Source organism: Geodermatophilus sp. URMC 65 (assembly GCF_053502545.1).
Genome location: NZ_CP199954.1, coordinates 2,929,924 through 2,955,337 on the forward strand (window position 1 = coordinate 2,929,924; position 25,414 = coordinate 2,955,337).

27 protein-coding genes, 1 pseudogene and 1 riboswitch are annotated in these 25,414 nt (G+C 75.6%); of the genes and pseudogenes, 16 read left to right on the top strand and 12 right to left on the bottom strand.

All coding sequences use genetic code 11. From position 1 onward, the window contains the following. Position 1 precedes the first annotated feature (1 nt). Entirely contained in the window at positions 2-748 is a 747-nt protein-coding gene (locus ACWIX7_RS14210; protein WP_448617096.1) for an SDR family oxidoreductase, read from the top strand. Here the strand turns inward: ACWIX7_RS14210 and ACWIX7_RS14215 are convergent, their stop codons facing one another. Continuing rightward, entirely contained in the window at positions 749-1,138 is a 390-nt protein-coding gene (locus tag ACWIX7_RS14215) for a VOC family protein (RefSeq protein WP_448617097.1), read from the bottom strand. 96 nt (positions 1,139-1,234) lie between these two features. Here ACWIX7_RS14215 and ACWIX7_RS14220 point away from each other — a divergent pair, with 96 nt between their 5' ends. Further along, complete coding sequence (locus tag ACWIX7_RS14220) at positions 1,235-1,612, top strand: FKBP-type peptidyl-prolyl cis-trans isomerase (RefSeq protein ID WP_448617098.1); 378 nt, start codon at positions 1,235-1,237, stop codon at positions 1,610-1,612. Here ACWIX7_RS14220 and ACWIX7_RS14225 read toward each other — a convergent pair. Beyond that, positions 1,609-2,007: a MerR family transcriptional regulator gene (locus ACWIX7_RS14225; RefSeq protein WP_448617099.1), complete on the bottom strand. Its 399-nt coding sequence runs from the start codon at positions 2,005-2,007 to the stop codon at positions 1,609-1,611. The two genes, ACWIX7_RS14220 and ACWIX7_RS14225, sit on opposite strands and share 4 nt — an antisense overlap. A gap of 40 nt (positions 2,008-2,047) precedes the next feature. Between ACWIX7_RS14225 and ACWIX7_RS14230 the strand changes: the two genes are divergently transcribed. Genes ACWIX7_RS14230 through ACWIX7_RS14240 form a run of 3 tightly spaced genes read left to right on the top strand, consistent with a single transcriptional unit; the run spans position 2,048 to position 4,993 of the window. Then, positions 2,048-3,241, top strand: a complete 1,194-nt coding sequence (locus ACWIX7_RS14230) for an MFS transporter (RefSeq protein ID WP_448617100.1) — start codon at positions 2,048-2,050, stop codon at positions 3,239-3,241. A 43-nt stretch (positions 3,242-3,284) separates the two neighbouring features. Next, the gene (locus ACWIX7_RS14235) at positions 3,285-4,295 is read left to right on the top strand and encodes a cation diffusion facilitator family transporter (protein WP_448617101.1); all 1,011 of its coding nucleotides are present in this window, start codon (positions 3,285-3,287) and stop codon (positions 4,293-4,295) included. Between the two features lie 11 nt (positions 4,296-4,306). After that, a complete protein-coding gene (locus tag ACWIX7_RS14240; protein WP_448617102.1) occupies positions 4,307-4,993 on the top strand; it encodes a DsbA family oxidoreductase in 687 nt (228 codons plus the stop codon). Here ACWIX7_RS14240 and ACWIX7_RS14245 read toward each other — a convergent pair. The 3 genes from ACWIX7_RS14245 to ACWIX7_RS14255 all read right to left on the bottom strand — a co-directional run bounded on the left by ACWIX7_RS14245 (position 4,964) and on the right by ACWIX7_RS14255 (position 6,502). Then, entirely contained in the window at positions 4,964-5,926 is a 963-nt protein-coding gene (locus ACWIX7_RS14245) for an NAD(P)H-dependent flavin oxidoreductase (RefSeq protein WP_448617103.1), read from the bottom strand. The genes ACWIX7_RS14240 and ACWIX7_RS14245 overlap by 30 nt on opposite strands. Before the next feature lie 24 nt (positions 5,927-5,950). Continuing rightward, positions 5,951-6,193: an acyl carrier protein gene (locus tag ACWIX7_RS14250; protein WP_448617104.1), complete on the bottom strand. Its 243-nt coding sequence runs from the start codon at positions 6,191-6,193 to the stop codon at positions 5,951-5,953. 75 nt (positions 6,194-6,268) lie between these two features. Further along, positions 6,269-6,502, bottom strand: a complete 234-nt coding sequence (locus ACWIX7_RS14255) for a hypothetical protein (protein WP_448617105.1) — start codon at positions 6,500-6,502, stop codon at positions 6,269-6,271. Between the two features lie 74 nt (positions 6,503-6,576). Here ACWIX7_RS14255 and ACWIX7_RS14260 point away from each other — a divergent pair, with 74 nt between their 5' ends. The 6 genes from ACWIX7_RS14260 to ACWIX7_RS14285 all read left to right on the top strand — a co-directional run bounded on the left by ACWIX7_RS14260 (position 6,577) and on the right by ACWIX7_RS14285 (position 12,059). Beyond that, entirely contained in the window at positions 6,577-6,906 is a 330-nt protein-coding gene (locus ACWIX7_RS14260) for an ArsR/SmtB family transcription factor (RefSeq protein ID WP_448617106.1), read from the top strand. Next, complete coding sequence (locus ACWIX7_RS14265; RefSeq protein WP_448617107.1) at positions 6,903-7,418, top strand: SRPBCC family protein; 516 nt, start codon at positions 6,903-6,905, stop codon at positions 7,416-7,418. The genes ACWIX7_RS14260 and ACWIX7_RS14265 overlap by 4 nt, the downstream gene beginning before the upstream one ends. 314 nt (positions 7,419-7,732) lie before the next feature. Next, positions 7,733-9,547 (top strand): phosphoenolpyruvate carboxykinase (GTP), encoded by a 1,815-nt coding sequence (locus tag ACWIX7_RS14270; protein ID WP_448617108.1) that lies wholly within the window; start codon positions 7,733-7,735, stop codon positions 9,545-9,547. Between the two features lie 186 nt (positions 9,548-9,733). After that, positions 9,734-10,948 carry an MFS transporter gene (locus tag ACWIX7_RS14275; RefSeq protein WP_448617109.1) on the top strand — a complete coding sequence of 405 codons (1,215 nt, stop codon included), beginning with the start codon at positions 9,734-9,736 and terminating at the stop codon, positions 10,946-10,948. Between the two features lie 20 nt (positions 10,949-10,968). Then, on the top strand, positions 10,969-11,376 hold the full coding sequence (locus ACWIX7_RS14280) for a rhodanese-like domain-containing protein (RefSeq protein ID WP_448617110.1): 408 nt from the start codon (positions 10,969-10,971) through the stop codon (positions 11,374-11,376). A 35-nt stretch (positions 11,377-11,411) separates the two neighbouring features. Next, a complete protein-coding gene (locus ACWIX7_RS14285; protein ID WP_448622157.1) occupies positions 11,412-12,059 on the top strand; it encodes an acVLRF1 family peptidyl-tRNA hydrolase in 648 nt (215 codons plus the stop codon). Positions 12,060-12,173: 114 nt separating this feature from the next. On the opposite strand, the gene ACWIX7_RS14290 is transcribed toward ACWIX7_RS14285, so the two are convergent. Continuing rightward, entirely contained in the window at positions 12,174-13,184 is a 1,011-nt protein-coding gene (locus ACWIX7_RS14290; protein ID WP_448617111.1) for a zinc-binding dehydrogenase, read from the bottom strand. 117 nt (positions 13,185-13,301) lie between these two features. Between ACWIX7_RS14290 and ACWIX7_RS14295 the strand changes: the two genes are divergently transcribed. Further along, positions 13,302-15,416, top strand: coding sequence for a HelD family protein (locus ACWIX7_RS14295; protein ID WP_448617112.1), 2,115 nt, complete (start codon positions 13,302-13,304; stop codon positions 15,414-15,416). A 100-nt stretch (positions 15,417-15,516) separates the two neighbouring features. Beyond that, the gene (locus tag ACWIX7_RS14300; protein WP_448617113.1) at positions 15,517-17,979 is read left to right on the top strand and encodes a transglycosylase domain-containing protein; all 2,463 of its coding nucleotides are present in this window, start codon (positions 15,517-15,519) and stop codon (positions 17,977-17,979) included. Here the strand turns inward: ACWIX7_RS14300 and ACWIX7_RS14305 are convergent. Genes ACWIX7_RS14305 through ACWIX7_RS14315 form a run of 3 tightly spaced genes read right to left on the bottom strand, consistent with a single transcriptional unit; the run spans position 17,964 to position 20,626 of the window. Beyond that, positions 17,964-18,812 (bottom strand): YihY/virulence factor BrkB family protein, encoded by an 849-nt coding sequence (locus tag ACWIX7_RS14305; protein WP_448617114.1) that lies wholly within the window; start codon positions 18,810-18,812, stop codon positions 17,964-17,966. The two genes, ACWIX7_RS14300 and ACWIX7_RS14305, sit on opposite strands and share 16 nt — an antisense overlap. Next, positions 18,806-20,371, bottom strand: coding sequence for a phytoene desaturase family protein (locus tag ACWIX7_RS14310; RefSeq protein ID WP_448617115.1), 1,566 nt, complete (start codon positions 20,369-20,371; stop codon positions 18,806-18,808). Before ACWIX7_RS14310 ends, ACWIX7_RS14305 begins: the two co-directional genes overlap by 7 nt. A 42-nt stretch (positions 20,372-20,413) precedes the next feature. Beyond that, complete coding sequence (locus ACWIX7_RS14315; RefSeq protein WP_448617116.1) at positions 20,414-20,626, bottom strand: hypothetical protein; 213 nt, start codon at positions 20,624-20,626, stop codon at positions 20,414-20,416. Between the two features lie 232 nt (positions 20,627-20,858). Beyond that, positions 20,859-20,953: riboswitch (cyclic di-AMP (ydaO/yuaA leader) on the top strand. Between the two features lie 34 nt (positions 20,954-20,987). Between ACWIX7_RS14315 and ACWIX7_RS14320 the strand changes: the two genes are divergently transcribed. Beyond that, entirely contained in the window at positions 20,988-22,040 is a 1,053-nt protein-coding gene (locus tag ACWIX7_RS14320; RefSeq protein ID WP_448617117.1) for an NlpC/P60 family protein, read from the top strand. A 69-nt stretch (positions 22,041-22,109) separates the two neighbouring features. Here ACWIX7_RS14320 and ACWIX7_RS14325 read toward each other — a convergent pair whose 3' ends face one another. Then, the gene (locus ACWIX7_RS14325) at positions 22,110-22,643 is read right to left on the bottom strand and encodes a hypothetical protein (RefSeq protein WP_448617118.1); all 534 of its coding nucleotides are present in this window, start codon (positions 22,641-22,643) and stop codon (positions 22,110-22,112) included. Positions 22,644-22,727: 84 nt separating this feature from the next. On the opposite strand from ACWIX7_RS14325, the gene ACWIX7_RS14330 reads away from it, so the two are divergent. Both ACWIX7_RS14330 and ACWIX7_RS14335 read left to right on the top strand, forming a co-directional pair. Next, on the top strand, positions 22,728-23,063 hold the full coding sequence (locus ACWIX7_RS14330; protein WP_448617119.1) for a DUF3817 domain-containing protein: 336 nt from the start codon (positions 22,728-22,730) through the stop codon (positions 23,061-23,063). 26 nt (positions 23,064-23,089) lie between these two features. Further along, positions 23,090-24,415 (top strand): serine hydrolase domain-containing protein, encoded by a 1,326-nt coding sequence (locus ACWIX7_RS14335; protein ID WP_448617120.1) that lies wholly within the window; start codon positions 23,090-23,092, stop codon positions 24,413-24,415. A gap of 103 nt (positions 24,416-24,518) precedes the next feature. Here the strand turns inward: ACWIX7_RS14335 and ACWIX7_RS14340 are convergent, their stop codons facing one another. Both ACWIX7_RS14340 and ACWIX7_RS14345 read right to left on the bottom strand, forming a co-directional pair. Next, positions 24,519-25,037: a hypothetical protein gene (locus ACWIX7_RS14340; protein WP_448617121.1), complete on the bottom strand. Its 519-nt coding sequence runs from the start codon at positions 25,035-25,037 to the stop codon at positions 24,519-24,521. A gap of 41 nt (positions 25,038-25,078) precedes the next feature. Further along, positions 25,079-25,396, bottom strand: a pseudogene (locus ACWIX7_RS14345) (hypothetical protein); the annotation flags it as partial. Positions 25,397-25,414: the final 18 nt, after the last annotated feature.

Sequence of the window (25,414 nt, forward strand, 5' to 3'; positions counted from 1 at the left end):
CGTGCCCCCTGGTGTGGTGCTCGTGACCGGCGGCAGCCGCGGCATCGGCGCGGCGACCGCGCGCGCCGCGGCGGCGGCCGGGTGGTCGGTCGCCCTCACGTTCCGGGACGACGAGACCGCGGCCGCCGCCGTCGTGACCGGCATCGAGGCCGCCGGCGGGACCGCGTGCGCCGTCCGCGCCGACGTCTCGGTCGAGGACGACGTCCTGGCCGCCTTCGCCGCCGCCGAGGCCCTGGGCCCGGTGACCGGGCTGGTGGCCAACGCCGGGATCGTCGGCCGGCGGGCGCGGGTCGACGAGCTGACCGCCGACCGGGTGCAGCGCATGCTGGCGGTCAACGTGCTCGGCACCGTCCTGTGCTGCCGCGAGGCGGTGCGGCGGATGTCCACCCGGTACGGCGGTCCCGGCGGGTCGGTCGTGCTGGTCTCCTCGGCCGCCAGCCGGCTCGGCTCGCCGGGCGAGTACGTCGACTACGCGGCCAGCAAGGGTGCGGTCGACACGCTGGGGGTCGGCCTGGCCCGCGAGGTGGCCGGCGAGGGGATCCGGGTCAACGTCGTGCGGCCGGGGATCATCGAGACGGAGATCCACGCCAGCGGCGGCCAGCCCGACCGGGTCGCGCGGGTGGGGCCGACCGTGCCGATGGGCCGGGCCGGTCGCGCCGAGGAGGTCGCCGACGCCGTCCTGTGGCTGCTCGGCGACGGCGCGGGCTACTGCACCGGCAGCGTGCTCGACGTCGCCGGCGGCCGCTGATCAGTCCTCGGGCAGCGTGTGGTGGACCGCCTCGACGTTGTTGCCGTCGGGGTCCCGGAGGAAGACGCCGTAGTAGCCGGGGTGGTACTCCGGCCAGACCCGCGGCTCGTGCAGCACCTCCGCGCCCCGTGCCCGGGCCAGCGCGAACACCTCGTCCACCGCGTCCCGCGACGGCACCCGCAGCGCCAGGTGCACCGGCCGCTCGGTGCCCTCGGCCAGCGGGCTCAGCCACAGCTGGGGGTGCCCGTCGGGGCCGCACATCCCCACCACGGGGCCGCCCGGCGTCTCGTACCGCATCGCCTCGCGCAGACCCGCCGGCGCGAACACCGCGGTGTAGAAGGCCACGGCGGCCGGGACGTCGGCGCACTGCAGGCCCAGGTGGTCGATCACGCCGCCGGACCGTAGCCCGCCCGGCGACCCGGTGGAACCGCTGTTTGGATGGGACGACCGTCGGGACCCACCCGGCACCGACCCCCTGGAGAACCGATGGCCGAGCCCACCCGCCCCGACGTCGAGCCGCCGACCGGCCCCGCGCCCGACGACCTGGTGATCGAGGACATCACCGTCGGAGACGGCCCCGAGGCGAAGGCCGGGGACCTGGTCAGCGCGCACTACGTCGGCGTCACCCACGACGGCGGCGAGCAGTTCGACGCCTCCTGGGACCGCGGCGACCCGCTGGAGTTCCGGCTCGGCGTCGGCATGGTCATCCAGGGCTGGGACGAGGGCATCCAGGGGATGCGGGTCGGCGGACGGCGCCGGCTCACCATCCCGCCGCACAAGGCCTACGGCGACCGCGGCGCGGGCGGGGTCATCGAGCCCGGCGCGACGCTGGTCTTCGTCGTCGACCTCGTCGGGGTGCGCTAGCGGGTCCAGGCGGCGGGGTCGTCCTCGGCGACGACGCTGACCGTCTCGAGGTACCGCCGGACGCCGTCGCGGCTGCGGGTCAGGCAGGCCACGTGCTCCTCGAGCCGGGCCAGCTCGGCCCGCAGCTGCCCGGCGAAGGTGGCGGTGCACGTCGGCGTCCAGCCGTCGACGACGGCGCCGCCGGCCAGCCCCATGTCGAGGACCGCCCGGACGAAACGGGTGGGGAGGCCGGCGTCGAGCAGGGCGCGCACCTGCCGGACCCGGTCGACGTCGGCCTCCCCGAACTCGCGGTAGTCGTTCGCCGATCGCGTCGACGTGAGCAGGTGCTGCTGCTCGTAGTAGCGCAGCATCCGGGCACTGACGCCGGTGCGCCGGGACAGCTCGCCGATCCGCATGCTTGACCTTGACACCGGTGTCAAGGTCGAGCATCCGGTCATGGCCTGTGACACCACCTCCGCACCCGTCCCGACGGCGGCACCCCCCACCGCCTCCCCGCGGCGGACGCTGGCCGCGCTGACCGCGGCTGCGTTCGCCTCGGTCACCATCGAGCTCTCGCCCACCGGCCTGCTCCCGGCCATCGCCGCCGACCTGGCCGTGACCACCTCGGCCGCGGGTGCACTGGTGGCCACCTGGGCGGTCACCCTCGCCGCGACCAGCTTCGCGCTGGTCCGAGCCACCCGCCGGCTGCCCCGGCAGCGGGTCGTCGCGATCGCCCTGCTCGTGTGCGGCGCCGCGACCCTCGCGACCGCCGCCGCGCCGACCCTCGCCGTCGCCGTCGCCGCCCGGGTCGTCGCAGCGGCCGCGCACGGGCTGGTCTGGGCGCTGCTCGTGCCGCACGTGGCGGCGCTGGTACCGGCCGAGCGGCTCGGCCGGGCCGTCTCGACCGTTCTGGCCGGGCCGACGGCGGCCGGTGTGCTCGGCGTCCCCGCGGCTGCGGCGCTGGGCGGGCTGCTCGGCTGGCGGTGGACGCTCGTCGTCCTCGCGCTGCTGACCCTGCCACCCGCGTTCCTGCTGCTGCCGGGGCGCGCGGGAGGTGCGGCGGAGCCCGACGACGGCGGCGGCTCCGCGTGGTGGCGCGACCCGAGCGCCGGGCCGGTGCTGCGCGCCGCCGTCGGCACCGCCGCGCTGCTGGCCGGCCACTTCGCCGCGGCCACCTACGTCGCCGTCCTGGTCACCGACCACGCCGGCCTCCCGGCGAGCGCCGTCCCCGCAGTGCTGCTGGTCCTCGGTCTGGCCGGCATCCTGGGCCTCGCGGTCGCCGGCCCGCTGTCGGACCGCCGGCCGACGACGGCGCTGCCCGTCACCGCGGTCGCGTTCGCCGCCGGGCTGGCCGCGCTGCTGCTGCTCGGGGTGCACCCGGTCGTCGCCTTCGTGGTCGTCGCCGTCTGGGGCGTGCTCATCGGTCTGCTCCCGCCGGTGTTCCAGACCCGCGTCACCCGGCTGGCCGCGCCCCCCGTCCGGGACGCCGCCGGCGCGGTCGCGATCACGGCACTCAACGTCGGCATCGCGGCCGGGGCCGCGCTCGGCGGCCTCGCACTCGCCCGTTCGGGGCCGACCGGGCTGGTGCTGGCCGCCGCCGCGGTCGCCACCGCCGGGGCCCTCGTGCTGGTCGTCCGGCCAACGCGCTGACCCGGGTGGTTGCGCCGGGCAACCGTGGGGCACGGGTGCGGCCATGACCGAGCCGGTGCCCGCCCGCACGCACGCGCTCACCGAGGACGCCCGGGAGGGCGGTGGCGGGTCGGGCGGGGACTCGACCGGCACCGTCGTCGTCGCCGGGCTGGCCAACCTGGGCATCGCCGTCGCCAAGCTCGTCGGCGGCCTGATCAGCCACTCCTCGGCGATGCTGTCGGAGGCGGCGCACTCGCTGGCCGACACGATCACCGAGGTGCTGCTGTTCGTCGCGCTCAAGCGCGGCGACCGGGCGCCGGACGCCCGGCACCCGGTCGGCTACGGCCGGGAGACCTACTTCTGGGCGCTGCTGGCCTGCCTGGCCACCTTCACCCTCGGCGCGGGCTTCTCCTTCTACCAGGGCGTCACGACCATCGTGGCGGGTGAGGAGCAGGGCGACCCGCTGGTGGCCTACGTCGTCCTGGCGGTGTCCTTCGTCCTCGAGGGCACCTCGCTGCTCAAGGCCGTCCGCCAGGTGCGCGGCTCGGCCCGCCGGTGGGGGACGACACCCCGCCGCTACCTCGCCGCCACCACCGACACCACGGTCAAGGCGGTGACCTTCGAGGACAGCGCCGCCCTGGTCGGCCTCGTGCTCGCCGCGCTGGGCCTGTTCCTCGAGCAGGTCACCGGCAGTGCCACGTGGGACGGCCTCGCGGCGCTGGCCATCGGCGTCCTCCTGCTGCTGGTCGCCGGGTCGCTGGCGCGGGCCAACGTCTCGCTGCTCATCGGCCAGTCGCTCCCCCGTCGGCTCGAGGACCAGCTGCGCGCCGAGGTCGCCGGCCTCGACCAGGTCGTCGACGTCCCGGTCCTGCTCACCACGGTGATCGGGCCCGGTCAGGTCGTCGTCTCGGCCAAGGTCGACTTCGCCGACGAGGTGACCGTCGCCGACATCGAGCGCGCCTCCGACGAGGCCGAGCGGCGGTTGGTCGCGCGGTACCCGGGGGTGCGCTACGTCTTCCTCGACCCCACGCCCGGGGACGGCCGGGCGCGGGCGGGGGCCCATCGGCCGGAATGAGCCCGGCCGGCGTGCGGTTCGTGCGCTCCGTGCGCATCGAGGTCTGGTCCGACGTCGTCTGTCCCTGGTGCTACATCGGCAAGCGCCGGCTGGAGGCCGCGCTCGAGCGGTTCCCGCACCACGAGGAGGTCGAGGTCGTCTGGCGCTCCTTCCAGCTCGACCCGAGCATCCCCGAGGGCGAGACCCACGAGACCCTCCCGGCGCTGGCCACCAGGTTCGGCCGCCCGGTCGAGGACGTGCGCGGGATGATGCGGCACGTCGAGGAGACCGCCGCCGGTGAGGGCCTGCACTACGACCTGGCGAGCGGGACCAGCGGCAACACGCTGCTGGCCCACGAGCTCATCCACCTCGCCGCCGAGCGCGGTCTCCAGGGTGCCGTGAAGGAACGGCTGCTGCACGCGCACTTCGAGGAGGGCCGCTCGGTCTTCGACGTCGACCCCCTCACCGCGCTGGCAGTGGAGGTCGGCCTGGACGAGGCCGAGGTGCGCGCCGCGCTCACCGACCACCGGTACCGGCCCGCCGTCCTCGACGACATCCGCACCGCGCGGGAGCTCGGCGCGACCGGCGTCCCCTTCTTCGTCGTCGACCGCAGGTACGGCGCGGCCGGCGCCCAGCCCGTCGACCTGCTGCTGCAGGTGCTCGAGCAGGCGTGGGCCGACGCCGCGCGGTCAGGTCAGCAGGTCGCAGGCCGCCCGTAGCGCCCGCTCGGCGTCGGCGGTCATCACCCGGACGACGTCGGCCGCGGGCCGCTCGCCGGTGACCAGCCCGACCGACTCCCCGGCGTAGAGCGGCGCTGCGGACAGGTCGCCGGTACGCCGGGCCTCGACCACGCTCCGGGCGGCGTCGGGGTCGCGGGCGAGCTCGGCCTCCCGGCCGTGCCACTCGCGGCTGAACTCGTTGGCCACCGCGCGCCCCGGCCACCGCTCGGGCCAGGCCAGGCCCTGCGCCACGTCGAAGGCGCGGGTCAGCACGGTGTCCTCGCCCGCGGCCGCGCAGACGCGGGCCCGGGCGGCGGGGGAGTTGAGCCCCTCGGGGCAGGCCAGCAGCGGCGTGCCGATCCACACCCCAGCGGCGCCGGCTGCCAGGGCCGCGGCCATGCCGGCACCGGTCGCGATGCCCCCGGCCGCCAGCACCGGGCGGTCGGCCAGGGTCAGCACCTCCTGCAGCAACGGCAGCGTGGCCCGGTGACCGGTGTGCCCGCCGGCCTCGGTGCCCTGGGCGACGAGCAGGTCGACGCCGGCGGCCTGGGCGCGCCGGACGTCGTCGGCGGTGTTCACCTGGGTGGCGACGGCGATGCCCGCGTCGTGCAGCGGGCCGACGGAGGACGCGGGGTCGCCGAAGGAGACCGAGACCAGCGTCGGGCGGGCGGCGATCGCCGCGTCGAGCAGCTCGGGGCGCTCGGCCAGTGCCCAGACCATGAGGCCGATGCCGAACGGCAGGCCCTCAGCCGCGGGGATCGCGGCCTGTTCGGCGACGAAGTCCGTCGTGGCGGCGTTGCCGATGCCGATCATCCCGAGACCCCCGCCCAGGGAGACGGCGCGTGCGAGCGAACCGCCGGCCACACCGGCCATCGGGGCTCCGACGACCGGTGCGGCCAGGTCGAACGTGCGGGTCAGCGGTGTACGGATCACACCGTCATCGTGCCGGTTGCTCGGCTACTGGGTGGCGGGTCCGCCCTGCTCGGTCCCGGAGATCTGCCGCAGGAACTCGTGGCAGCGCCGCGCCCGCCCGGAGTCCTCCTCCATGACCTGGCGGAAGAACGCCGCGATGTCCTGCAGCCCGGCGTTCTCCGCGTCGCGGACGTACTGGCCGTAGTCGTGCCCGGCCTTGAGCGAGTGGTACTGCACCGAGATGAGGTCGTAGGTGACGTCCTCGAAGCCGGTCTCACCGGTGGCCATAGCGGTCCTCCTCGCTGAGGGACTGGGGGCCCGAGGGTTGCCCGGTCGGCGAGTCCTGAAACGGACTGCCCCGTCTCAGTCGCGCGGCGCCTCGGAGAACGCGCCGCCGGTCACGTCCCCGCCACCGGCGTCGTCGGCCGCGTCCCGGCCGGCGGTCAGCCCCTGCTCGGCCAGTTCGTCCTCCCCGGTCGAGACGGCGTCGTCCTCGGTCGAGGCGAGGTCTCCGCCCTGCCCCAGTGCGCCGGGGTCGGCCTGCAGGGTGCGGGGGTCGTTGAGCGGGTCGGGGACGTCCGGGTCGGTGACGGTCATGGACTCCCGGTGCCCGGCCGGTCGACGCGCCAACCCCTGGTCTGTTGCGTAACCGATGTGTTACACATCCGTCCGTGGAGGCGCTCGCCGCACTCGCCGACCCGACCCGGCGCGAGCTGGTCGCCCTGCTGGCGCGGGGGGAGCTGGCGGCGGGGGAGCTCGCGGCGCGGTTCCCGGTGAGCCGCCCGGCGATCAGCCGGCACCTGCGCGTGCTGCGCGAGGCCGGACTGGTCCGCAGCCGGGTGGAGGGACGCCGACGGCTCTACGCGCTCGACCCGCGCCCGCTGCGGGAGCTCGACGACTGGCTGGCGCCCTACCGCGACCTGTGGGCCCAGCGGTTGGACGCACTGGACACCGAGATCGCCCGCGGCCGGCGGGCCAGGAGGAGCGGAGAGACCCCATGACCGTGCAGGACGCGATGGCCCGCCGCGGCGTCGTCACCACCGAGGCCGACGGCCGACAGCGCCTGGAGTTCCGCCGCTCCTGGCCCGACCCGGTCGAGGACGTGTGGTCGGCGCTCACCGAGCCCGACCGGATGGCCCGCTGGATCGGCACCTACGACGGCGAGCGCGGTCCCGGCGGCACCGGCACCTTCACGATGACCCACGAGCAGGATCCGGTCGGCGAGGCGGTGACGGTCGTCGAGTGCGACCCGCCGCGGCGCCTCGTCGTCTCCTGGGTGGACCAGGACGACTGGACGGTCGAGCTCGACCTGTGGGGCGAGGGCGGCCGGACGGTCCTGCGCTTCCGCCAGGTCTTCGCCGCGGACGCCGACGTCACCGACTTCGCCGCCGGCTGGCACTGGTACCTGGACAAGCTCGACGCCGAGGTCGGCGGGCGCCCCGTCCCGAGCGACTGGGACACCTTCGCCGCCGACGTCGCCGCGCCGGTCTACGGGATGTCGACCGGCTCCTGAGCTCCCGGGCGGCGTGGACGGCGACGTCCGGGTCGTCCTGCGCCTCCCGGGCCACCGCGACCAGGTCGGGGCGGGTCGGTGCGGTGTCGACGGGCAGGGTCGACGCGGTCCCCACCAGGGACTTCCGGCCCGCGAGGTAGACGTCTTATACGTAACATCTCTCACGGTTACAGTGGACGTCCCCGCCGTTAGGCTGTCCGGACCCGGAACCCCACCGGCGCCCGTGGCGCCACGGCGGCCCGGACGACAGCTGAGCAGGACGAGCACCAGCGCCGGCGGCACACCCCCCGGCGTACCCAGAGGATGGAGACGCCGTGACTTCTGTGGCCACCCCCGGTCTCGACAACGCCCCGACCACCCACGCCCGGCTGCTGGCCTGGGTGCGCGAGATGGCCGAGCTGACCACCCCGGACCGGGTCGTGTGGGTCGACGGCAGCGACGAGGAGTGGGAACGGCTCACGCGGCAGCTGGTCGACGCGGGCACCTTCACCCGCCTGGAGAAGAAGCCCAACTCGTTCTGGTGTGCCTCCGACCCCAGCGACGTCGCGCGCGTCGAGGACCGCACCTTCATCTGCTCGGTCGACGAGGCCGACGCCGGTCCGACCAACAACTGGATGGACCCGGGCGAGATGAAGTCGATCATGACCGAGCTGTACCGGGGGTGCATGCGCGGCCGGACGATGTACGTCATCCCGTTCTGCATGGGCCCGGTCGAGGCCGAGAACCCGATGTTCGGCGTCGAGCTGACCGACTCGGAGTACGTCGTCGTCTCGATGCGCGTGATGGCCCGCATCGGCGGCGCGATCCTCGAGGCGATGGGTGAGGACCGGCCGTTCGTGCCGGCGATGCACTCCCTGGGCGCCCCGCTCGACGAGGGCCAGCAGGACGTGCCCTGGCCCTGCAGCGACACCAAGTACATCGTGCACTTCCCCGAGGAGCGGGCCATCTGGTCCTACGGTTCCGGCTACGGCGGCAACGCGCTGCTGGGGAAGAAGTGCTACTCGCTGCGCATCGCCTCGGTGATGGCGCGCGACGAGGGCTGGCTCGCCGAGCACATGCTGATCCTCAAGCTGACCAGCCCGCAGCAGAAGACCTACTACGTCGCCGCGGCCTTCCCCTCGGCCTGCGGCAAGACCAACCTGGCGATGCTGGAGCCGACCATCCCCGGCTGGAAGGTCGAGACCCTCGGCGACGACATCGCCTGGATGCGCTTCGGCGAGGACGGCCGGCTCTACGCGCTCAACCCCGAGTACGGCCTCTTCGGCGTCGCCCCGGGCACCGGCTGGGACACCAACCCCAACGCGATGCGCACCATCGACAAGGGCAACTCGGTGTTCACCAACGTCGCGCTCACCGACGACGGCGACGTCTGGTGGGAGGGCATGACCGAGGAGCCCCCGGCACACCTGACCAGCTGGAAGAAGCAGGACTGGACGCCGGAGAGCGACGAGCCCTCCAGCCACCCGAACAGCCGCTTCTGCACGCCGATCACCCAGTGCCCGATCCTGGCGCCGGAGTACACCGACCCGAAGGGCGTGCCGATCTCGGCGATCCTCTTCGGCGGCCGTCGCAAGACCACCATCCCGCTCGTCACCGAGGCCCGGGACTGGAACCACGGCGTCTTCATGGGCGCCACGCTGTCCTCGGAGACGACGGCGGCGGCCACCGGCGCCGTCGGCGTCGTCCGCCGCGACCCGTTCGCGATGCTGCCGTTCATCGGCTACAACGCCGGTGACTACTTCCGTCACTGGGTGGAGACCGGCAAGCAGCACGACGCCACCAAGCTGCCGAAGATCTTCTACGTCAACTGGTTCCGCCGCGACGAGGACGGCGGCTTCCTGTGGCCGGGCTTCGGTGAGAACAGCCGGGTCCTCAAGTGGGTCGTCGAGCGGCTCGAGGGCACCGCGGCGGCCGAGGAGACCGCGGTCGGCCACGTGCCGACGCCGGACTCGCTGGACGTCTCCGGGCTGGACATGTCGCGCGAGCAGGTCGAGAAGGCCCTCGCCGTGAACAAGGACGAGTGGCGCGCCGAGGTCCCGCAGATCACCGAGTGGTTCCAGAAGTTCGGCGACAAGCTCCCCAGCACCATGTGGGACGAGCTCGCCATCCTGGAGCACCGGCTCGCCTGAAAGAGGACCCCTGCAGGGGGCCGAGCAGGGCCCCGCACCGGTCAACGGCGACCGGCGCGGGGCCCTGCGCCGTCCCGGGGTCATGTGCGCTGCACCGGCACGACTGCCGCCGGGCCGCGGGGGCGCCGGTCGGTTAGCGTGGGTCGTACCGGCACCCCCTCACCTGAGACGACAGGCCACCTCCCCGTGTCCAATCCCTACCTGCACGTGCTGCGCACGCCGCACGCGCTGCCGATGGTGCTGGCCGCCTTCATCGGCCGCCTGCCGCTGTCGATGGTCGGACTGGGCTCGGTGCTGCTCATCGCCTCGGAGACCGGCAGCTACGGGCTCGGCGGGGCGGTCGCCGCGACCGGGGCCGTCACCACGGCGATCTCGGGGCCGCTGCTCGGCCGCTGGGCCGACACCCACGGCCAGCGCCGCACGCTGCTGCCGGTGCTCGCCGTCTTCATCGCCGCGGGCTGCGTGTTCCTGCCCGCGGTCAAGGAGGACTGGCCCCGCTGGATCCTGTTCGCCTCGGCCGGGCTGGCCGGCGCCTGCATCCCGCCGGTGGCCTCGATGATCCGGGTGCGCTGGACCCACCTGCTGCGCGGCACGCACCGGCTGCCGGCCGCGCTGGCGATGGAGTCGGTGGTCGACGAGTTCGTCTTCATCGTCGGCCCGGTGCTGGTCACCTTCCTCTCCACCACCGGGCACGCCACCTCCGGGGTGGTCACCGCGTTCGTCCTCGCCATCATCGGCAGCCTGCTGTTCGCCGCCCAGAGCCGCACCGAGCCGCCACCGCACGGGCACGCCGCCCGCAGCGGCCCGTCGGCGATCCGCACACCGGGCATCCGGGTGCTCTTCGTCGTCGGCGCCGCCGTGGGCACGGTCCTGGGCAGCCTGGAGATCGCGCTGGTCGCCTTCGCCGACGAACGCGGCGCCATGGCGCTGTCCGGCGTCCTCATCGCCGCCCTCGCAGTCGGCTCCATGGCCAGCGGCATCGGGTGGGGGAGCGTGCACTGGCGGCACCCCCTGCGGCACCGGCTGGTCGTCGCCCTGGGGGTGCTGACCGTGCTGAGCCTGCCGCTGGCGCTGGTGGGCGACGTGTGGGTGCTGATCCCGTTCGTGGTGCTCGCCGGGCTGGCCGTCTCGCCGTCCCTGATCAGCTCGTTCACGCTGGCCGAGGTCCTGGTGCCGCGCTCGGCGACCACCGAGGCCTTCACCTGGATCGGCACGGCGCTCGGCCTGGGCGTCGCGGTGGGGTCCTCGGCGGCCGGCAAGCTGGTCGACACGGTCGGGGCCAACAGCGCGTTCCTGGTGGCCACCCTCGCCGCCGCGGTCGCCACGGTGGTGGTCGCGGCCACCCAGCGGCTGCTGCACGTGCCGGCCGAGCACGCCGCCGAGCCGGCGATGGCCCGCTGACGTCGGTCAGGATGGGGCCCGTGGAGACCCCGCCCGCCCCCCGGTCCATCGACGAGGTGCTCGAGGAGACGCGCGGCCGCCTGCACCGCCTCGAGCCGGTCGAGGCGGCGGCGCGCATGGCGGCGGGCGCCCTGCTCGTCGACACCCGCCCGGTCGCCCAGCGGGCGGCCGACGGCGAGGTGCCCGGCGCGCTGGTGGTCGAGCGCAACGTGCTCGAGTGGCGGCTGGACCCGGCCAGTGACGCGCGGCTGCCCGAGGCCGCCGACCACGACGTCGAGGTCATCGTGCTGTGCAACGAGGGCTACGCCTCCAGCCTCGCCGCCGACTCGCTGCGGGCCCTGGGCCTGCACCGCGCCACCGACGTCGTCGGCGGCTACCGGGCCTGGGCCGCGGCCGGCCTGCCCACCACGCGGGACGCCGAGCGCTGACCCGCGCCCGGCCCGCTGCGGGCGGTGGCCGGCAGCTGCGCGTCCCGCCCGAGCGCCTGGGGCGCTGGCTGGACGGCGTCGCCGCCCGGCACGGCGCCTTCGACAACGTCGAGCTCGTCGACGGGGCGGTACGGGTGACCTGCGCGGACAGCACCGACGTCACCCTGCGGGCGCCGTTCGACTGGCGGCCCGGGCCCGCTGCGACGTCCCCACCCACCCCGCCGGTGCTCACCTCGTTCAGCGCGGCGGTGCGGGTCCCCCACCGCGCCGCCGTCCTCCTGGTCCGCCGCGGACGGTGGGCGGTCGGGGTGTTCGACGGGGCCGACCTGGTGGTCTCCAAGGTCGACGCCCGCCAGGTCCAGGGGCGGACGGCGGCCGGCGGCTGGTCGCAGCAGCGCTTCGCCCGGCGGCGGGCCAACCAGACCGACGCCGTGGTGGGCGCCGCGGCCGAGACCGCCGTCCGGGTGCTCGGGCCGCACGCCGGCGAGGTCGAGGCGTTGTTCACCGGCGGCGACCGCGGCCTGGTGGACGACGTCCTGGCCGACCCGCGGTTGCGGGCGCTGGCCGCGCTGCGCCGCGGGCCGGCCCTCGAGGTCGGCGAGCCCACCAAGGCCGTGCTGCTGGAGACCCCGTCGCAGTTCCGGGCGGTCGACGTGCACATCGTGGAGCCGGGTGAGCGATGACTTCGTCGTCCTACCGGACGACACCGCGGCCAGGTGCCGTCCCCCGGTTGCGCTGAGCCCCACCCGCCCTTCCTCGGGGAGCCCTCCGGGCCCCCGCTCATCAGGGCGAACACCTCACGGCGTCAGCACCAGGCGGATCGGATCGCCCTCCTTGTGCGCGAGCATCTCGACCCCGCGGGCGGCCTCGGTCAGCGGCAGCGTGCCCGAGATCGACCGGGAGAGGTCCAGCCGGCCGTGCCGGACCAGTGACACCAGCTCCTCCACGTGCGTGGGCTCGGAGCCGTAGTGGCCGAGGACCCGCTGCCCGAAGTAGCTGAACTGGGTGCCGTTGCGGATGGTCAGCGGCTGGTCGGTGAGCCCGACGAGGACCAGGGCGCCGTCGCGCTCCAGCGTCCGCACGGCCTGTTCGCGCACCGGCGCGACCCCGGCGAAGTCGAAGGCGTACGCCAGCCCGGCGCCGCCGGTCAGCTCCCGCACCCGCGCGGCGACGTCGTCCGCGGGGTCCAGGGCGAGGTCGGCGCCGAAGGCGAGCGCCCGGTCCCGCGCGGCGGCCACCGGGTCGACGGCGACGATCGGCGCGGCCCCGGCCAGGCGCAGCAGCTGGACGGCGTGCGCGCCGAGCCCGCCGATGCCCCAGACGCCGACCGGCTGGCCGGCGCGGACCCCGGCGGTGCGCACGATCGAGGCCCACGGCGTCGAGACCGCGTCCGGCACGATGCACGCCTGCTCGAACGGCAGGCCGTCGGGGATGGGCACCAGCGTCGGCACCGTCGCCAGCGCGTACTCCGCCCAGCCGCCGTCGTAGTCGACGCCGCGGGTGTGCACCCAGCCGTCCTTCGCCTCCCCGGCCTGCAGCAGCACCCGCTGCCCCACGGTCGCCCCGGTCACGCCGTCCCCCAGCCCGGCGACCGTGCCGGCCACCTCGTGGCCGAGGGTCACCTCGTCGCTGGCGAGGAACAGCGGGGAGAGCTGGCCCTCGATGAGGTGGACGTCGGACAGGCAGATGCCGGCGGCGGCCACCTCGACCAGCACCTCACCGGGGCCCGGAGTGGGCCGGGGGACCTCCTTGACCGCGAAGGTGCGGGTGCGCACGTCCAACCGTCCGGCCAGCATCGTCTCGGGCATGCGGCCATCCAACGCCGCGGTCGCCGGGTCCCCGACGAGCGGGGGCCCGGCCGGTAGGACGACGGACGAGATCGGCCGGTAGGCCGACGGGCGGAACAGGAGTAGCGTCCTCCGACCGTGTCCTCCGCATCGAGCGAGACGACCGCCCCCGATGCCGTCCTCGCCGCCGAGCGCGCCCACCTGGTGCGCGCGGCCGACTGCCTGACCGTCATGCGCGCGAGCGCCTCCGCCGTCGTGGACGCCGGCGTCGACGCCTGGGCCTCCGAGCGCCTCGGCGCCGCGCGCGCCGAGCGGCTGCGGGCACTGGCCGCCGACCCCGGCGTCCCGCCGTTCTTCGGGCGCACCGACACCGACACCGAGACCTTCCACATCGGCCGTCGGCACGTGCGCGACGCCGACGGCACACCGGTCGTCATCGACTGGCGGGCGCCGATGAGCCGGCCGTTCTACCGGGCCAGCGCCGCCGATCCGCAGGGCCTGGTGCGCCGCCGCCGCTTCGGCTTCTCCGGCGGAGAGCTCACCAGCTACGAGGACGAGCTGCTCGGAGCTCGCGACGAGCAGGCCCGCCTGCAGGGGCCCGCCGCGGGCCCCCCTGCAGGGTCCCGCCGTGAGCGGGCGAACGGTGGGGGGCAGGGGGGTCCTTCTCCGGTGGGGGGCAGGGGGGTCCTTTCTCTGCTCGAGGAGGAGATCGAGCGCCCGCGCTCCGGCCCGATGCGCGACATCGTCGCCACCATCCAGCCCGACCAGGACGCCATCGTGCGGGCGCCGCTGGCCGAGTCGATCTGCGTGCAGGGCGCCCCCGGCACCGGCAAGACCGCCGTCGGCCTGCACCGCGCGGCCTACCTGCTCTACACGCACGGCGGACAGCTGGCCCGCACCGGCGTCCTCGTCGTCGGGCCCAACCGCGCGTTCCTCCGCTACATCGAGCAGGTGCTGCCCACCCTCGGCGAGGTCGACGTCGAGCAGACCACCGTCGCCGAGCTGACCGCCCGGGTGCCGGTGCACGGCGCCGACACCCCGGAGGTCGCCGTCCTGAAGGGCGATGCCCGTCTGGCCGAGGTGCTGCACCGCGCGCTGTGGGGCTCGATCGCCAAGCCGGCGGACGACGTGCAGGTGCCGCTGGCCGGGCGCCGCCGCCGGGTGCCGGTCGAGCGGCTCAAGCGCCACGTCGACGACCTGCGCCGCCGCGGACGGGCTTGCGAGGACCAGCAGGTGCTGCACCACGCCGCCGGCCGGGAGCGGCTGGCCATGCTGCTGGCCGAGGACGCCCGCCGGCAGGCCGAGGCCGCCGGTGGCAGCCCCACGGACGCCGAGACCCGCCGGGCCGCCCGCAGCGCGGAGGTGCGCGCGTTCTGCGACGAGGTCTGGCCGGCGTGGGATGCCGCCGAGCTGGTGCACGCCCTGCTCACCGACCCCGCCCTCCTGGCCCGGGCCGCCCGCGGCGTGCTCGACGACGCCGAGCAGGCGCTGCTGCTCCGCCCGGCCGGCCCCCTGCGCAGCGCCCCCTGGACCGAGGCCGACGCGGTGCTGGTCGACGAGGTCGCCGGCCTGCTGGAGCGCACCGCCGGCTACGGGCACGTGGTCGTCGACGAGGCGCAGGACCTCTCGCCCATGCAGTGCCGGGCGATCGCCCGCCGCCTGGCCGCCGGGTCGCTGACCGTGCTCGGCGACCTCGCCCAGGCCACCAGCCCGTGGTCGGCGGCGGACTGGGGTCGCACGCTCGCCGGTCTGGGGCGCCCCGACACCGATGTCCGGCCGCTGACCCGCGGCTACCGCGTTCCCGGCGAGGTGCTCGAGTACGCCAACCGGCTGCTGCCGGCGATCGCGCCGGGCCTCCCGGCCGCCACCGCGGTGCGCCGCGGCGCCGGCTCGCTGCGCATCCGCGCCGACGGCCCGCTGCCCGAGGTGGTCCGCGAGCTCGCCGCGACGCCGGGCTCCATCGGCGTCGTCTGCGCCGACGCCGCCGTGCCCGAGGTGGCCGGCGCGCTGGTCGCCGCCGGGCTGCCCGCGGCGGTGCTGGGGGACGACGGCGAGGCGGGCCTGCTCGCCGTCGTCCCGGCGACACTGGCCAAGGGGCTGGAGTTCGACGCGGTCGTCGTGGTGGACCCCGCCGCGATCGCCGCCGCCGAGCCGCGCGGACTGCACCGCCTCTACGTCGTCCTCACCCGGGCGGTGAGCACACTGGTGGTGCTGCACGCCGGGGACCTGCCGGAGCTGCTGGCAGCAGCGTGACGCGTGTGCCGTGCGGGTCCGGGCGGACCGGCCTGCGCGGCGCGCATGGTTGTGACCGACACCGATCCCTGATCGAGTGGCACTCCACGGAAGGGGGCCCATGGACCTGCGCACCGACGCACGGGTCAGGACGCTGCTCAAGCTCGCCGCCACGGTCGTGGTGGCCGGAGCACTCGTCGCGGGACTCCTCTTCCCGTGGGTCGGCGGGCCCGCGGTGGCCGCCCAGCAGTCGACCAGCCTGCTCGGCGACCTCCCCACCGAGCTGACCGTCGACGCCCCGCCGGCCAACACCGTGCTGCTGGCCGCCAACGGCGAGGTCATCACCTCCTTCTACGAGGAGAACCGCGCCCCGGTGACCGGCGACCGCATCGCCGAGGTGATGAAGCAGGCGATGGTCGCCATCGAGGACGCCCGGTTCTACGAGCACCACGGCCTCGACGTGCAGGGCACCGCCCGCGCGCTGCTCACCAACATCGCCGCGGGCGGCGTGCAGGAGGGCGGGTCGACGCTCACCCAGCAGCTGGTCAAGCAGACCCTGCTGCAGACCGCCGACACCCCGGAGGAGCGCCGCGCGGCCACCGAGCAGACGATGGGCCGCAAGCTGCGGGAGGCCCGGCTGGCGCTGGCCCTCGAGGACAGCTACTCCAAGGACGACCTGCTCACCCGCTACCTCAACATCGTCTACTTTGGGCAGAACGCCTACGGCGTGCAGCCCGCCGCACAGGCGTTCTTCGGCGTCGACGCCGCCGCCCTCACCCTGCCCCAGGCCGCGCTGCTGGCCGGCCTGGCGCAGAGCCCGACGCAGGACGACCCGTTCACCGACCCGGAGGCGGCCACCGCGCGCCGCAACGAGGTCCTCTCCCGGATGGTCGAGCAGGGCCGCGTGTCCCCGGCCGACGCCGCCGCCGCGCAGGCCGCGCCGCTCGGCCTCGCCCCCGCCCCGGCGCCGCGCCGCGGCTGCGTCGAGGCGACGGTCGGCGCGTTCGTCTGCGACTTCGTGCAGCGCTACCTGATCCAGGAACTGGGGCTGACCCAGAAGGAGCTGGACAACGGCGGCTACGTCGTCCGGACCACGCTGGACGCCGACCTGCAGCGCGCCGGGGACGCCGCCGTCCTCGAGACGCTGTCCATGGGCAACTCGCTGGCCGGCATGTTCACCGCCGTCGAGCCGGGCACCGGCCACCTGCTGGCGATGAGCGTCAACCGGGTGTTCGGCTACGACCGGGAGGACCCCGCGCAGGAGTCGTTCAACCTCAACCTCGCCGCCAGCAAGGGCTCCGGCTCGACCTACAAGGTGTTCACCGCCGCGGCCGCGCTGGACCGGGGCTACTCCGGCTACTACACGCTGACGACGTCGGACCCCTACGTCTCCCGGGTCTACCGGGACGGCGCCGGCCGCTACGACGTCGAGAACGCCGGCACCTACCGCTCGACGCTGGACCTGACCACCGCGCTCTACCAGTCCTCCAACACCTACTTCCTCGCCCTCGAGGACGCCCTCGGCAGCGTCGAGGAGCCGGTGCGGATGGCCGAGCGGATGGGGCTGTTCCAGTTCAGCGACCCGGCCCTGCCGCAGCAGATCATCGACGAGAACCGCGGGTCGTTCACCTTCGGCGCCGAGGCCACCAGCCCGCTCGCCCTGGCCAGCGCCTACTCGACGCTGGCGGCCGGCGGGACGCAGTGCGACGTCGTCCCGGTGACCGCGGTGCTCGACCAGCACGGCGAGCCCGCGGTCGGCTCGGACGGCGAGCCGCTGGCGGTCGGCGACCGCTGCACCCCCGAGGCGATCAAGCCCGGCGTGGCCAACACGCTCAACCAGATGCTGCGCAAGGACGTCGAGCCGGGGTACTCCGGTGCGACCGGCACCCGCGCGTACGTGCCGGGCCACCAGATCGCCGGCAAGACGGGGACGTCCCAGGACAACGACTCGATCGCCTTCGTGGGGTACACCCCCGAGATCACCGCGAGCGTCATGGTGCTCAACCCCAAGCGGAAGCAGAACGTCGGCGGCTTCGGCGGGGGCAAGGCGGCCACGGTCTGGCGCACCGCGATGGCGCCGGTCCTGGAGGCCCGCGGCAGCGGCGAGTTCCCGCCGGCCGACGAGGTCGTGATGAACGGCAACACCCGGCCGGTGCCGGGCTGCACCTCGGTGCGGGCCTGCCGCACGGCGCTGTCCGACGCCGGCTTCGAGCACCGCACCGTCGAGGTGGACAGCTCCCGGCGCTCCGGCGTCCTGCTGGGCACCAGCCCGCCGCGTGGCGGCCGCGCGGTGGAGGGTCAGGTCGTCTCCATCCTGGTCAGCAACGGCGAGGACTACGTCGAGCCGCGGCCCGATCCCGAGCCGGCGCCGCGATCGCGGCAGCCGCAGGCGCCCGAGCCGTCGGACGAGCCGCCGCCGTCCGACCCCGAGCCCGTCGAGACCGACCCCGGCCCGGAGCAGGGCGGGGACGGCGGCGAGAGCCAGGACGGGGGGGACCAGGACGGCGAGAGCCAGGACGGCGTTGGTGAGGGCCGGGACGGGGGGCAGGACTGGGGCCCGGACCGGGGTCAGGGCGAGGGCTGAGCTCCCCTGCGGAGCCGGTCGTCGAGGGACTGGGTGAGCAGCCAGCCCCCGATCACGACCAGGTGCAGCAGGAACAGCCACAGGCTGATCGCCACGACCGCGCCGACCACCGTCAGCCCGCCGAACGGCGCGCCCAGCGCCAGCGGCAGGGCCAGGAAGATCACGAAGCCCTGCAGGAAGCCCGACAGGCAGGCGGCGGTGAACAGCACGCCGGACACCAGCGCCGGCCAGCGCAGGTTGCCGGCCGCGACCACGCCGAAGCCCCACAGCAGCGGCACGGTCAGCGCGAAGAGCACCGAGTAGTAGCCGACGGCGAAGGCGCCCAGCGCGCTCCCCTGCTCGGTGAGCTCCACCATCGCCGACGCCGCCACCAGCAGCGGGTACATCAGCAGCGGCGTGGCCACCACCAGCGGCAGCGCCAGCAGCCGGCCGCGCCAGCCGGTCAGCCGGTCCTGGCGGGGGGTGAAGCGCAGCAGCGCCCGGCGCAGCCCCTCGCCGTAGAACGACAGCGGGACCAGGGCCAGGACGAAGCCCAGCAGGTCCAGGCCGGTGCCGGCCTCGGCCAGCGTCCGCAGCGCCCCGGGGGCACCCAGCTCCGGCGGCAGCAGCTGCGCCAGCCGGTCGCTCAGCTCACGCACCCGCTCGGCCGAGGTGAGCAGCGCGGTCAGCGAGAAGGCGACCAGCAGCAGCGGCACCACGGCGATGCCGGCGTAGAAGGTCAGCCCGGCGGCGATCAGCGCGACGTCCCGGCCGCGCAGCTGCTCGGCGGCCCCGCCCAGCAGCGCCGTCGTCTCGGCGCGCAGCCGGCGCGCCGTCCAGGCCCGCCTCAGCACCGGTCCAGCAGCGCGCGGGCCGCCGCGTAGCCGCCCAGGCCGCTGACCGCCCCGCCGCGCACGGTGCCGCCCGAGGAGGCGGCGACGACGCGCGGGTGCGCCGTCCCCACGCCCCAGGTGCCGACCTCCTCCGGCGTCGCGGCGACCGGCCACGACAGGTCGCCGTGGAAGATGTGCCCGCCCGGCATCGCCAGCGACGCCTCGACGTCCAGCGGTGAGGCCGCCTGCAGGCACGGCCGGCCCTCGGCGTCCCGGGCCAGGCAGTCCAGCAGCGGCTCGGCCAGGTGCGCGTCCAGCTGGGCCACGACCCGGCCCACCGCCTCGTCCCGGACGCCCTCGGGGTCGTCGCGGAACAGCGCCGCGGGCGTGTGCAGGCCGAAGAGGGTGAGGGTGTGCCGGCCGGCCTCCCGCTCGGCCGGGCCCAGCACCGTCGGGTCGGTCAGCGAGTGGCAGTAGACCTCGAAGGGGACGACGTCGGGCAGCCGGCCGGCCCCGGCCTGGGCGTGCGCGGCGTCCAGCTGGGACGCCGCCTCGTCGACGTGGCAGGTGCCGGCGAAGGCGAGCGCCGGGTCGATGTCCGGCCCGTGGCCCGAGCGCAGCCGGGGCAGCCGCGACAGCACCATGTTGACCTTGAGCTGGGCGCCGTCCGCGGAGGGGCGGGGGGGCTGGCCCAGCAGGCGGTCGAGCACGGTCGGGGCGGCGCCGACGACCACCCAGCCGGCGTCCGCCGCCCGGTCGGTGCCCTCGTCGTCTGTCCAGTGCACGGTCGCTCCGTCGTCCCGCGGCTCCACGGCGGTCACCTCGGCCCGGGTGACCAGCTCCGCGCCGGCGCGGCGCGCGGCGGCGGCCATCGTGCCGGTGACCGCGCCCATCCCGCCCACCGGGACCCGCCAGCGCCCGGTGCCGTTGCCGACCACGTGGTACAGGAAGCAGCGCCCGGCCAGGCCGTCGGCGGCGTGCACGTCGGCGTACGTGCCGATCAGCCCGTCGGTGAGCGCCACCCCGCGGACGACGTCGTGCGACAGCGCGTCGGCGACCACGTCGGCCAGCGGGCGCTCGCGCAGGTCGTGCCACAGCCGCGGCTCGCGCAGCCGGCCGGCCAGGTCGGCGGGGGAGAGCAGCGGCTCGGTCAGGGTCGGGGCGAGGTCCTCGGCGAGCGTGGCGACCCGGCCGTAGAACCGCTGCCAGGCCGCCAGCTCGGCGTCGGAGCCGGTGAGCGCCCGGAAGGACGCCGCGGTGGCCGGGCCCTCGTCCCGCTCCACCAGCAGTCCCGGCCCGCCGGGGACGGCGGTGTACGAGGCGACCGCGCGGTCGGCCAGCGTCACCTGCAGGCCCAGGTCGGCCACGATCCGGTCGGGCAGCAGGCTGACCAGGTAGGAGTAGGCCGAGAGCCGGACGTCGACGCCGGGGAACACCTGCCGGCTGACCGCGGCGCCCCCGACCTCGGCGAGCCGCTCGAGCACCAGCACCGACCACCCGGCCCGGGCCAGGTAGGCCGCGGCGACCAGCCCGTTGTGCCCGGCGCCGACGACGACGGCGTCGTACCTGCGCGTACCCACCGGCGGACCGTAGCCGGAGCGCTCCGCCCCCTCACGCCGCGGTCAGCCGGTCCCGTCGTCCTCCTCGTCGGTCTGCTGCTCGTTGTCCTGCTCGGTGTCCTGGCAGAGCTCCTCGTCGGTCGAACCGGCCTCAGCGGCGTTGCACTCGCCCTGGCCGCGATCCACGTCGGTGTTGCCACCCGTCTCCGTGGCGGCACCGCACCCGGCCAGGGCGGCGACGGCGGCCAGCACGACGAGGGGTCGCTTGAGATCCATGACCCCTGCGTGCCCCGCGGCACCCGCGGCGAACCTCGTCCGTCACACTCACCCCACCCGTCGCGTGCGGCCCGGCAGTCGAGTCGAGATCCGACCAAATCACACCCGGGTAATTGTCACGGCGGCGTCACGGCCCTTACGGTGAGTGCATCCGCCGGGGCGCTCCGTCACCAGCCTGGGTGACACCCCGCGGATGCCGCCGAGCCGGCGCTCCTCTCCCCGGGAGCGCGGGGCCGGGGACCCACCGAACCACTGGGGTGAAGCGCGCGCCGGCTCGTGGCCGTCCGCGCCGGGCTCGTCCGGCCCGAACCCGTCAGCTGACCCGGTAGGCGGCCGTGGATGAACGGAGTGCCGCCGCACCATGGCGACCCCTCGCACCGCCCGCCGCGCCGCCCTCGTCCTCGCCGGCGCCCTCGGCCTCGCTCTCGCCCCCGCCCCGGCCGGCGCCGAGGAGCCCACCACCGCCGCCGACGCCGCCGCCCTCGTCGCCGCCCGCGGCCACGAGCTGGAGGTGCTCACCGAGGAGTTCAACGAGGCCCGCGAGACGCTGGCCGGCCAGCAGGCGGCGGCGCAGGCGGCCGCCGCGGTGGTCACCGAGGCGCAGACGGCGGTCACCGCCGCCCAGGACTCCCTCGTCGGCGTGGCGCGCAGCGCCTTCACCGGCGACACCATGGGCTCGTTCCAGGCCCTGATGACCAGCGACTCCGCCGACGAGTTCGTCAACCGCGTGACCCTGCTGCAGGCCGTGGCCGGCCACCAGGGCGAGCTGCTCGAGACGGCCGTCGTCGCCGGCGAGGCCGCCGCCCAGGCGCAGATCGTGGCCGACCGGGCCGCCGCCGAGGCGCAGTCCCAGTACGACGCGGTCGCCCGTCAGCAGGCCGACCTGCAGGCCCAGATCGCCGAGTACCAGGCCGACTACACCCGGCTCTCGGCCGAGGAGCGGCGGGCCGCCCTCGCGGCCGCCGCCGCTGCCCACGGTGCCGGCGAGGACGGCCGGGCCAGCCGCACCGAGCGCGAGGAGCCGGCCGCGGCGTCCTCCGCCCCCGTGGCCGTCTCCGGCGGTTCGCTCCAGGCGGTCGTCGACCGCGCCCTGGCCCAGCGCGGCAAGCCCTACGTGTGGGCGGCGTCGGGGCCTGGCTCGTTCGACTGCTCGGGCCTGGTGCAGTTCGCCTTCCAGGCGGCCGGGATCAGCCTGCCGCACTCCAGCCGCATGCAGTCGCAGATGGGCACCCCGGTGTCCCGCTCCGAGGCCCGTGCCGGCGACCTCGTCGCCTTCTACAGCCCGGTCAGCCACATCGGCATCTACCTGGGCAACGGGCAGATGGTGCACGCGCCGACGTCCGGTGACGTCGTCAAGATCGCCAGCGTCGACAAGATGGGCGCGACGCCGAAGTTCAACCGCATCGCCGGCTGAAGAAGGACCCCGGACCCCTTGGCAGGGGCCCGCCGCGAGCGTGCGAGCGGTGGGGAGCAACGGGGTCCTTCAATGGTCGACGGCCTGCAGCAGGCCCCAGACGAAGCGGGCGCGGACGCCGCCGAGCAGGTGCACCTCCCAGCGGGTGACCACGCCGGGGTCGACGCTCGTCGCCCCGCGCAGACCGACCACGTCGTCCAGCGTGTGCTCCCACACCCGCAACCGGGCCGGCGTGGCCCGCGGTACGGGTGAGCCCGGCGCCCGCACCAGGTGCTCCTGCAGCACGCTGCCCCCCGGGCCGGTGAGCACCTCCCAGTACAGGTGCGGCCACAGCGGCAGCGGCCAGCGGCGCACCTCGAGGTCGAGGTCGCCGAAGCGGCGGTCCTCGGTCTCCTCGGGCGGGCCGAGGACGGCCGAGCGCAGCGCCAGCCCGCGCGGCGCCCGCGGTGAGTGCTGCAGCGCCTGCCACCGGGTGTGCGCCGCGTGCGCCTCCGCCCGGGTGGCGCCCAGCCGGGGCAGCGCCTCGGCCACCAGGTCCGGCCGCAGGTCGGCCATCCGGCGCAGCAGCACCAGGCAGAACTCGCGCCGCGCCAGACCCCGCACGGGCCTCGACCCTGCCACGGGGGGACGACGGGTGGCGCGGGTCACCCCGACCGACGCGACCGGCCCGTCCCGGCGTCGGGGACCATGGGGCGCGTGACCCCGCGCGCCGTCGCCCTCGCCTTCCGTGCCGTCGCCCTCGCCGAGGCGTGCTCCTGGGTGGGCCTGCTGTTCGGGATGTTCGTCAAGTACGTGCTGGCGACCTCCGAGCGTGGCGTGCAGATCTTCGGCCCGATCCACGGCGGCATCTTCATCGCCTACGTCGTCGTCGCGGTCGTGGCCGCCCGGGTGCTGCGCTGGAACGCCGGTACCACGCTGCTCGCCCTCGCCGCGTCGGTGCCCCCGCTGGCCACCCTCTGGTTCGACCGCTGGGCCACCCGCACCGGCCGGCTGCCCGTGCCCGAGGCTGCGCCCACCTCCTGACCCGCGGCTCGCTAGCGTCTGGGCCCGTGCCCGACGCCGTCCTGCCGTCCACCGCCCGCCTGCTGCTCGCCCGCACCGCCCGCGTGCAGCGCGACGGACGGGCGCCCAGCCTCCTCGCGGGCGTCGTCCGGGACGGCGGGCTGGCCTGGTCCACCGGGCGCGGGGACGTCCTCGAGCCGCACACCGACGTCCAGTACCGGCTGGGGTCGATCAGCAAGACCGTCACCGCGGTCGCCGTCCTGCGGCTGCGCGACGAGGGCCGGGTGCACCTCGACGACCCGCTCGACCGGCACGTGCCCGGCACCCCGCTCGGCGACCGCACCGTCGGCCAGCTGCTCGCCCACGTCGCCGGCGCGGCCGCGGAGAGCCCGGGCGCGTGGTGGGAGCGGGCCCCCGGCGGCTCGCTGGCGGACCTGCAGCTGGCCCCCGAGCACGTCGTCCTCGGGGCCGCGCGGCGCTTCCACTACTCCAACCTCGGCTTCGGCCTGCTCGGTGAGCTGGTGGCGCGGCTGCGCGGCCGCTCCTGGGTGGACGTCGTCGGCGCCGAGGTGCTCGGCCCCCTCGGCATGACCCGGACGACGCCCCGGCCGGTCGCGCCCGCCGCGGAGGGCCGCGCGGTGCACCCGTGGGCCGACGTCGTCCTGCCCGAGCCGGAGCACGATGCGGGCGTGATGGCCGCCGCCGGCCAGCTCTGGGCGACGCTGGCCGACCTCGGGCGCTTCGCCGCCTTCCTGCTCGGCGACACCGGCGACGTGCTCGACCCCGCGACGCTGGAGGAGATGACCGTGCCCGCGGGCGTGGACCCCTCCGCGCCGGGCTGGTCCGCGTACGGGCTGGGCCTGCAGGTGCTGCGGGTCGACGGGTGCACGCTGGTCGGCCACGGTGGCTCGATGCCGGGCTTCCTCGCCGGCGTCTTCGTCGACCGCGACGAGCAGACCGGCGCCGTCTCGCTGGCCAACACCACTGCCGGCCTGGACCCGCTCGTCCCCGGCCTGCTCGCCGACCTGCGCGCCGCCGAGCCGCGGGTCGTCGAGGCGTGGGCGCCCTCGCCGCCGCCGGTGCCGCTGGAGTTCCTCGGCATGTGGTACTGGGGGCCCGGGCCGCACGTGCTGCGGGCGCTGCCCGGCGGCCTGCTGCACCTCGGTCCGCTGCCGGGCCGGACCGGGCGGGCCAGCCGCTTCGCCCGCCGGGACGACGGCACGTGGGTGGGCCTGGACGGCTACTACGCCGGCGAGCCGCTGCGCATCGCCGGGGACCACCTGGACGTGGGCACCTTCGTCTTCACCCGGCAGCCCTACGACCCCGCCGCCCCGGTGCCCGGTGGGGTCGACGAGGGCGGCTGGCGGGCCTGAGCGACCCTTCTCCACGTCGAGATCACGGGATCTCGCACGGGTACGGGCTCCCTGCCGTGCGAGATCCCGTGATCTCGACGGCTCGTACCCGGGGGGGCCTTCGTCACAGCCTGTCGAAGGCGTCCATCGTCGTCTTCACGACCGCGCCGTAGGCCAGGTGCGGGACGATGTCGCTGGCCCAGTCGGTCGCCGACCAGGTGCGCGGGTCGGTGATGCCGAGGACGGTCATCGGTCCGTTGGCGACGACCAGCACCCCCAGCGTGGTCAGCAGCGTGCCGACCAGCGGCTGCGACCGGTAGCCGGCCGCGCGCACCAGCCCGACGACGACGCCGACACCCACGCCGGCCACCAGCCCGGTGATCGGGCCCAGTCCCTGGATGCGGTTCTGCCGCGTGTCGCCCTCGCCCGGGATCGGCACGTGCGCCTTCTCGGCCAACTTCTCCACGGTCTGCTCGGGGGTCGAGCTCGTCGGGCGGCCGCGCACGGTCATGTCGAGGTACGTGACGGCGTTGAGCGCGGTGCTGCCCGCCGCCCCGGCCGCCGCGCCGCGCAGGGCCCAACCCGCCACGCTGATGCCGCGTCGTCCCTTGCCGATCGTCCCCAGCGGGGTGCGCTTCGCCATCCGCCCGGTCTACCCCCGTCGAACGGCCGGGTACACCCAGCTCAGCGCGGCACCGGGCGGCACAGGAACTCGGCCACGAGCCGCGCGCAGCGCTCGACGGTCTCCCGGTGCTGCACCTCGTAGCCGTGGGTGGACAGCGTCGGCAGCGACAGCAGCGCTGCCCGCGCGGCCTGGCCGCTGCTCGTCGACTGGCTGGCGTCGGAGTCGTAGGACTCCCAGACCGCCGCCCGCGGGTCCAGGCCCAGCTCGCGGCCGAGGGCCTGCAGGTGGTCGGCGACCGGCTTGTCGTAGACGACGGCGTCGTCGGCGTAGGCGACGACCGGGCCGGAGTCGGCCGGCACCTGGTACTCGGCCTCGGCCGGGCCGACGTCGAGGCC

Bases quoted from the DNA above. Each gene is read 5' to 3' on its own strand.
- ACWIX7_RS14220 (WP_448617098.1), top strand. From the start codon at position 1,235: ATGGCCGAGCCCACCCGCCCCGACGTCGAGCCGCCGACCGGCCCCGCG.
- ACWIX7_RS14225 (WP_448617099.1), bottom strand. From the start codon at position 2,007: ATGCGGATCGGCGAGCTGTCCCGGCGCACCGGCGTCAGTGCCCGGATG.
- ACWIX7_RS14230 (WP_448617100.1), top strand. From the start codon at position 2,048: ATGGCCTGTGACACCACCTCCGCACCCGTCCCGACGGCGGCACCCCCC.
- ACWIX7_RS14235 (WP_448617101.1), top strand. From the start codon at position 3,285: ATGACCGAGCCGGTGCCCGCCCGCACGCACGCGCTCACCGAGGACGCC.
- ACWIX7_RS14250 (WP_448617104.1), bottom strand. From the start codon at position 6,193: ATGGCCACCGGTGAGACCGGCTTCGAGGACGTCACCTACGACCTCATC.
- ACWIX7_RS14255 (WP_448617105.1), bottom strand. From the start codon at position 6,502: ATGACCGTCACCGACCCGGACGTCCCCGACCCGCTCAACGACCCCCGC.
- ACWIX7_RS14265 (WP_448617107.1), top strand. From the start codon at position 6,903: ATGACCGTGCAGGACGCGATGGCCCGCCGCGGCGTCGTCACCACCGAG.
- ACWIX7_RS14290 (WP_448617111.1), bottom strand. From the start codon at position 13,184: ATGCCCGAGACGATGCTGGCCGGACGGTTGGACGTGCGCACCCGCACC.
- ACWIX7_RS14300 (WP_448617113.1), top strand. From the start codon at position 15,517: ATGGACCTGCGCACCGACGCACGGGTCAGGACGCTGCTCAAGCTCGCC.
- ACWIX7_RS14315 (WP_448617116.1), bottom strand. From the start codon at position 20,626: ATGGATCTCAAGCGACCCCTCGTCGTGCTGGCCGCCGTCGCCGCCCTG.
- ACWIX7_RS14320 (WP_448617117.1), top strand. From the start codon at position 20,988: ATGGCGACCCCTCGCACCGCCCGCCGCGCCGCCCTCGTCCTCGCCGGC.
- ACWIX7_RS14330 (WP_448617119.1), top strand. From the start codon at position 22,728: ATGGGGCGCGTGACCCCGCGCGCCGTCGCCCTCGCCTTCCGTGCCGTC.
- ACWIX7_RS14340 (WP_448617121.1), bottom strand. From the start codon at position 25,037: ATGGCGAAGCGCACCCCGCTGGGGACGATCGGCAAGGGACGACGCGGC.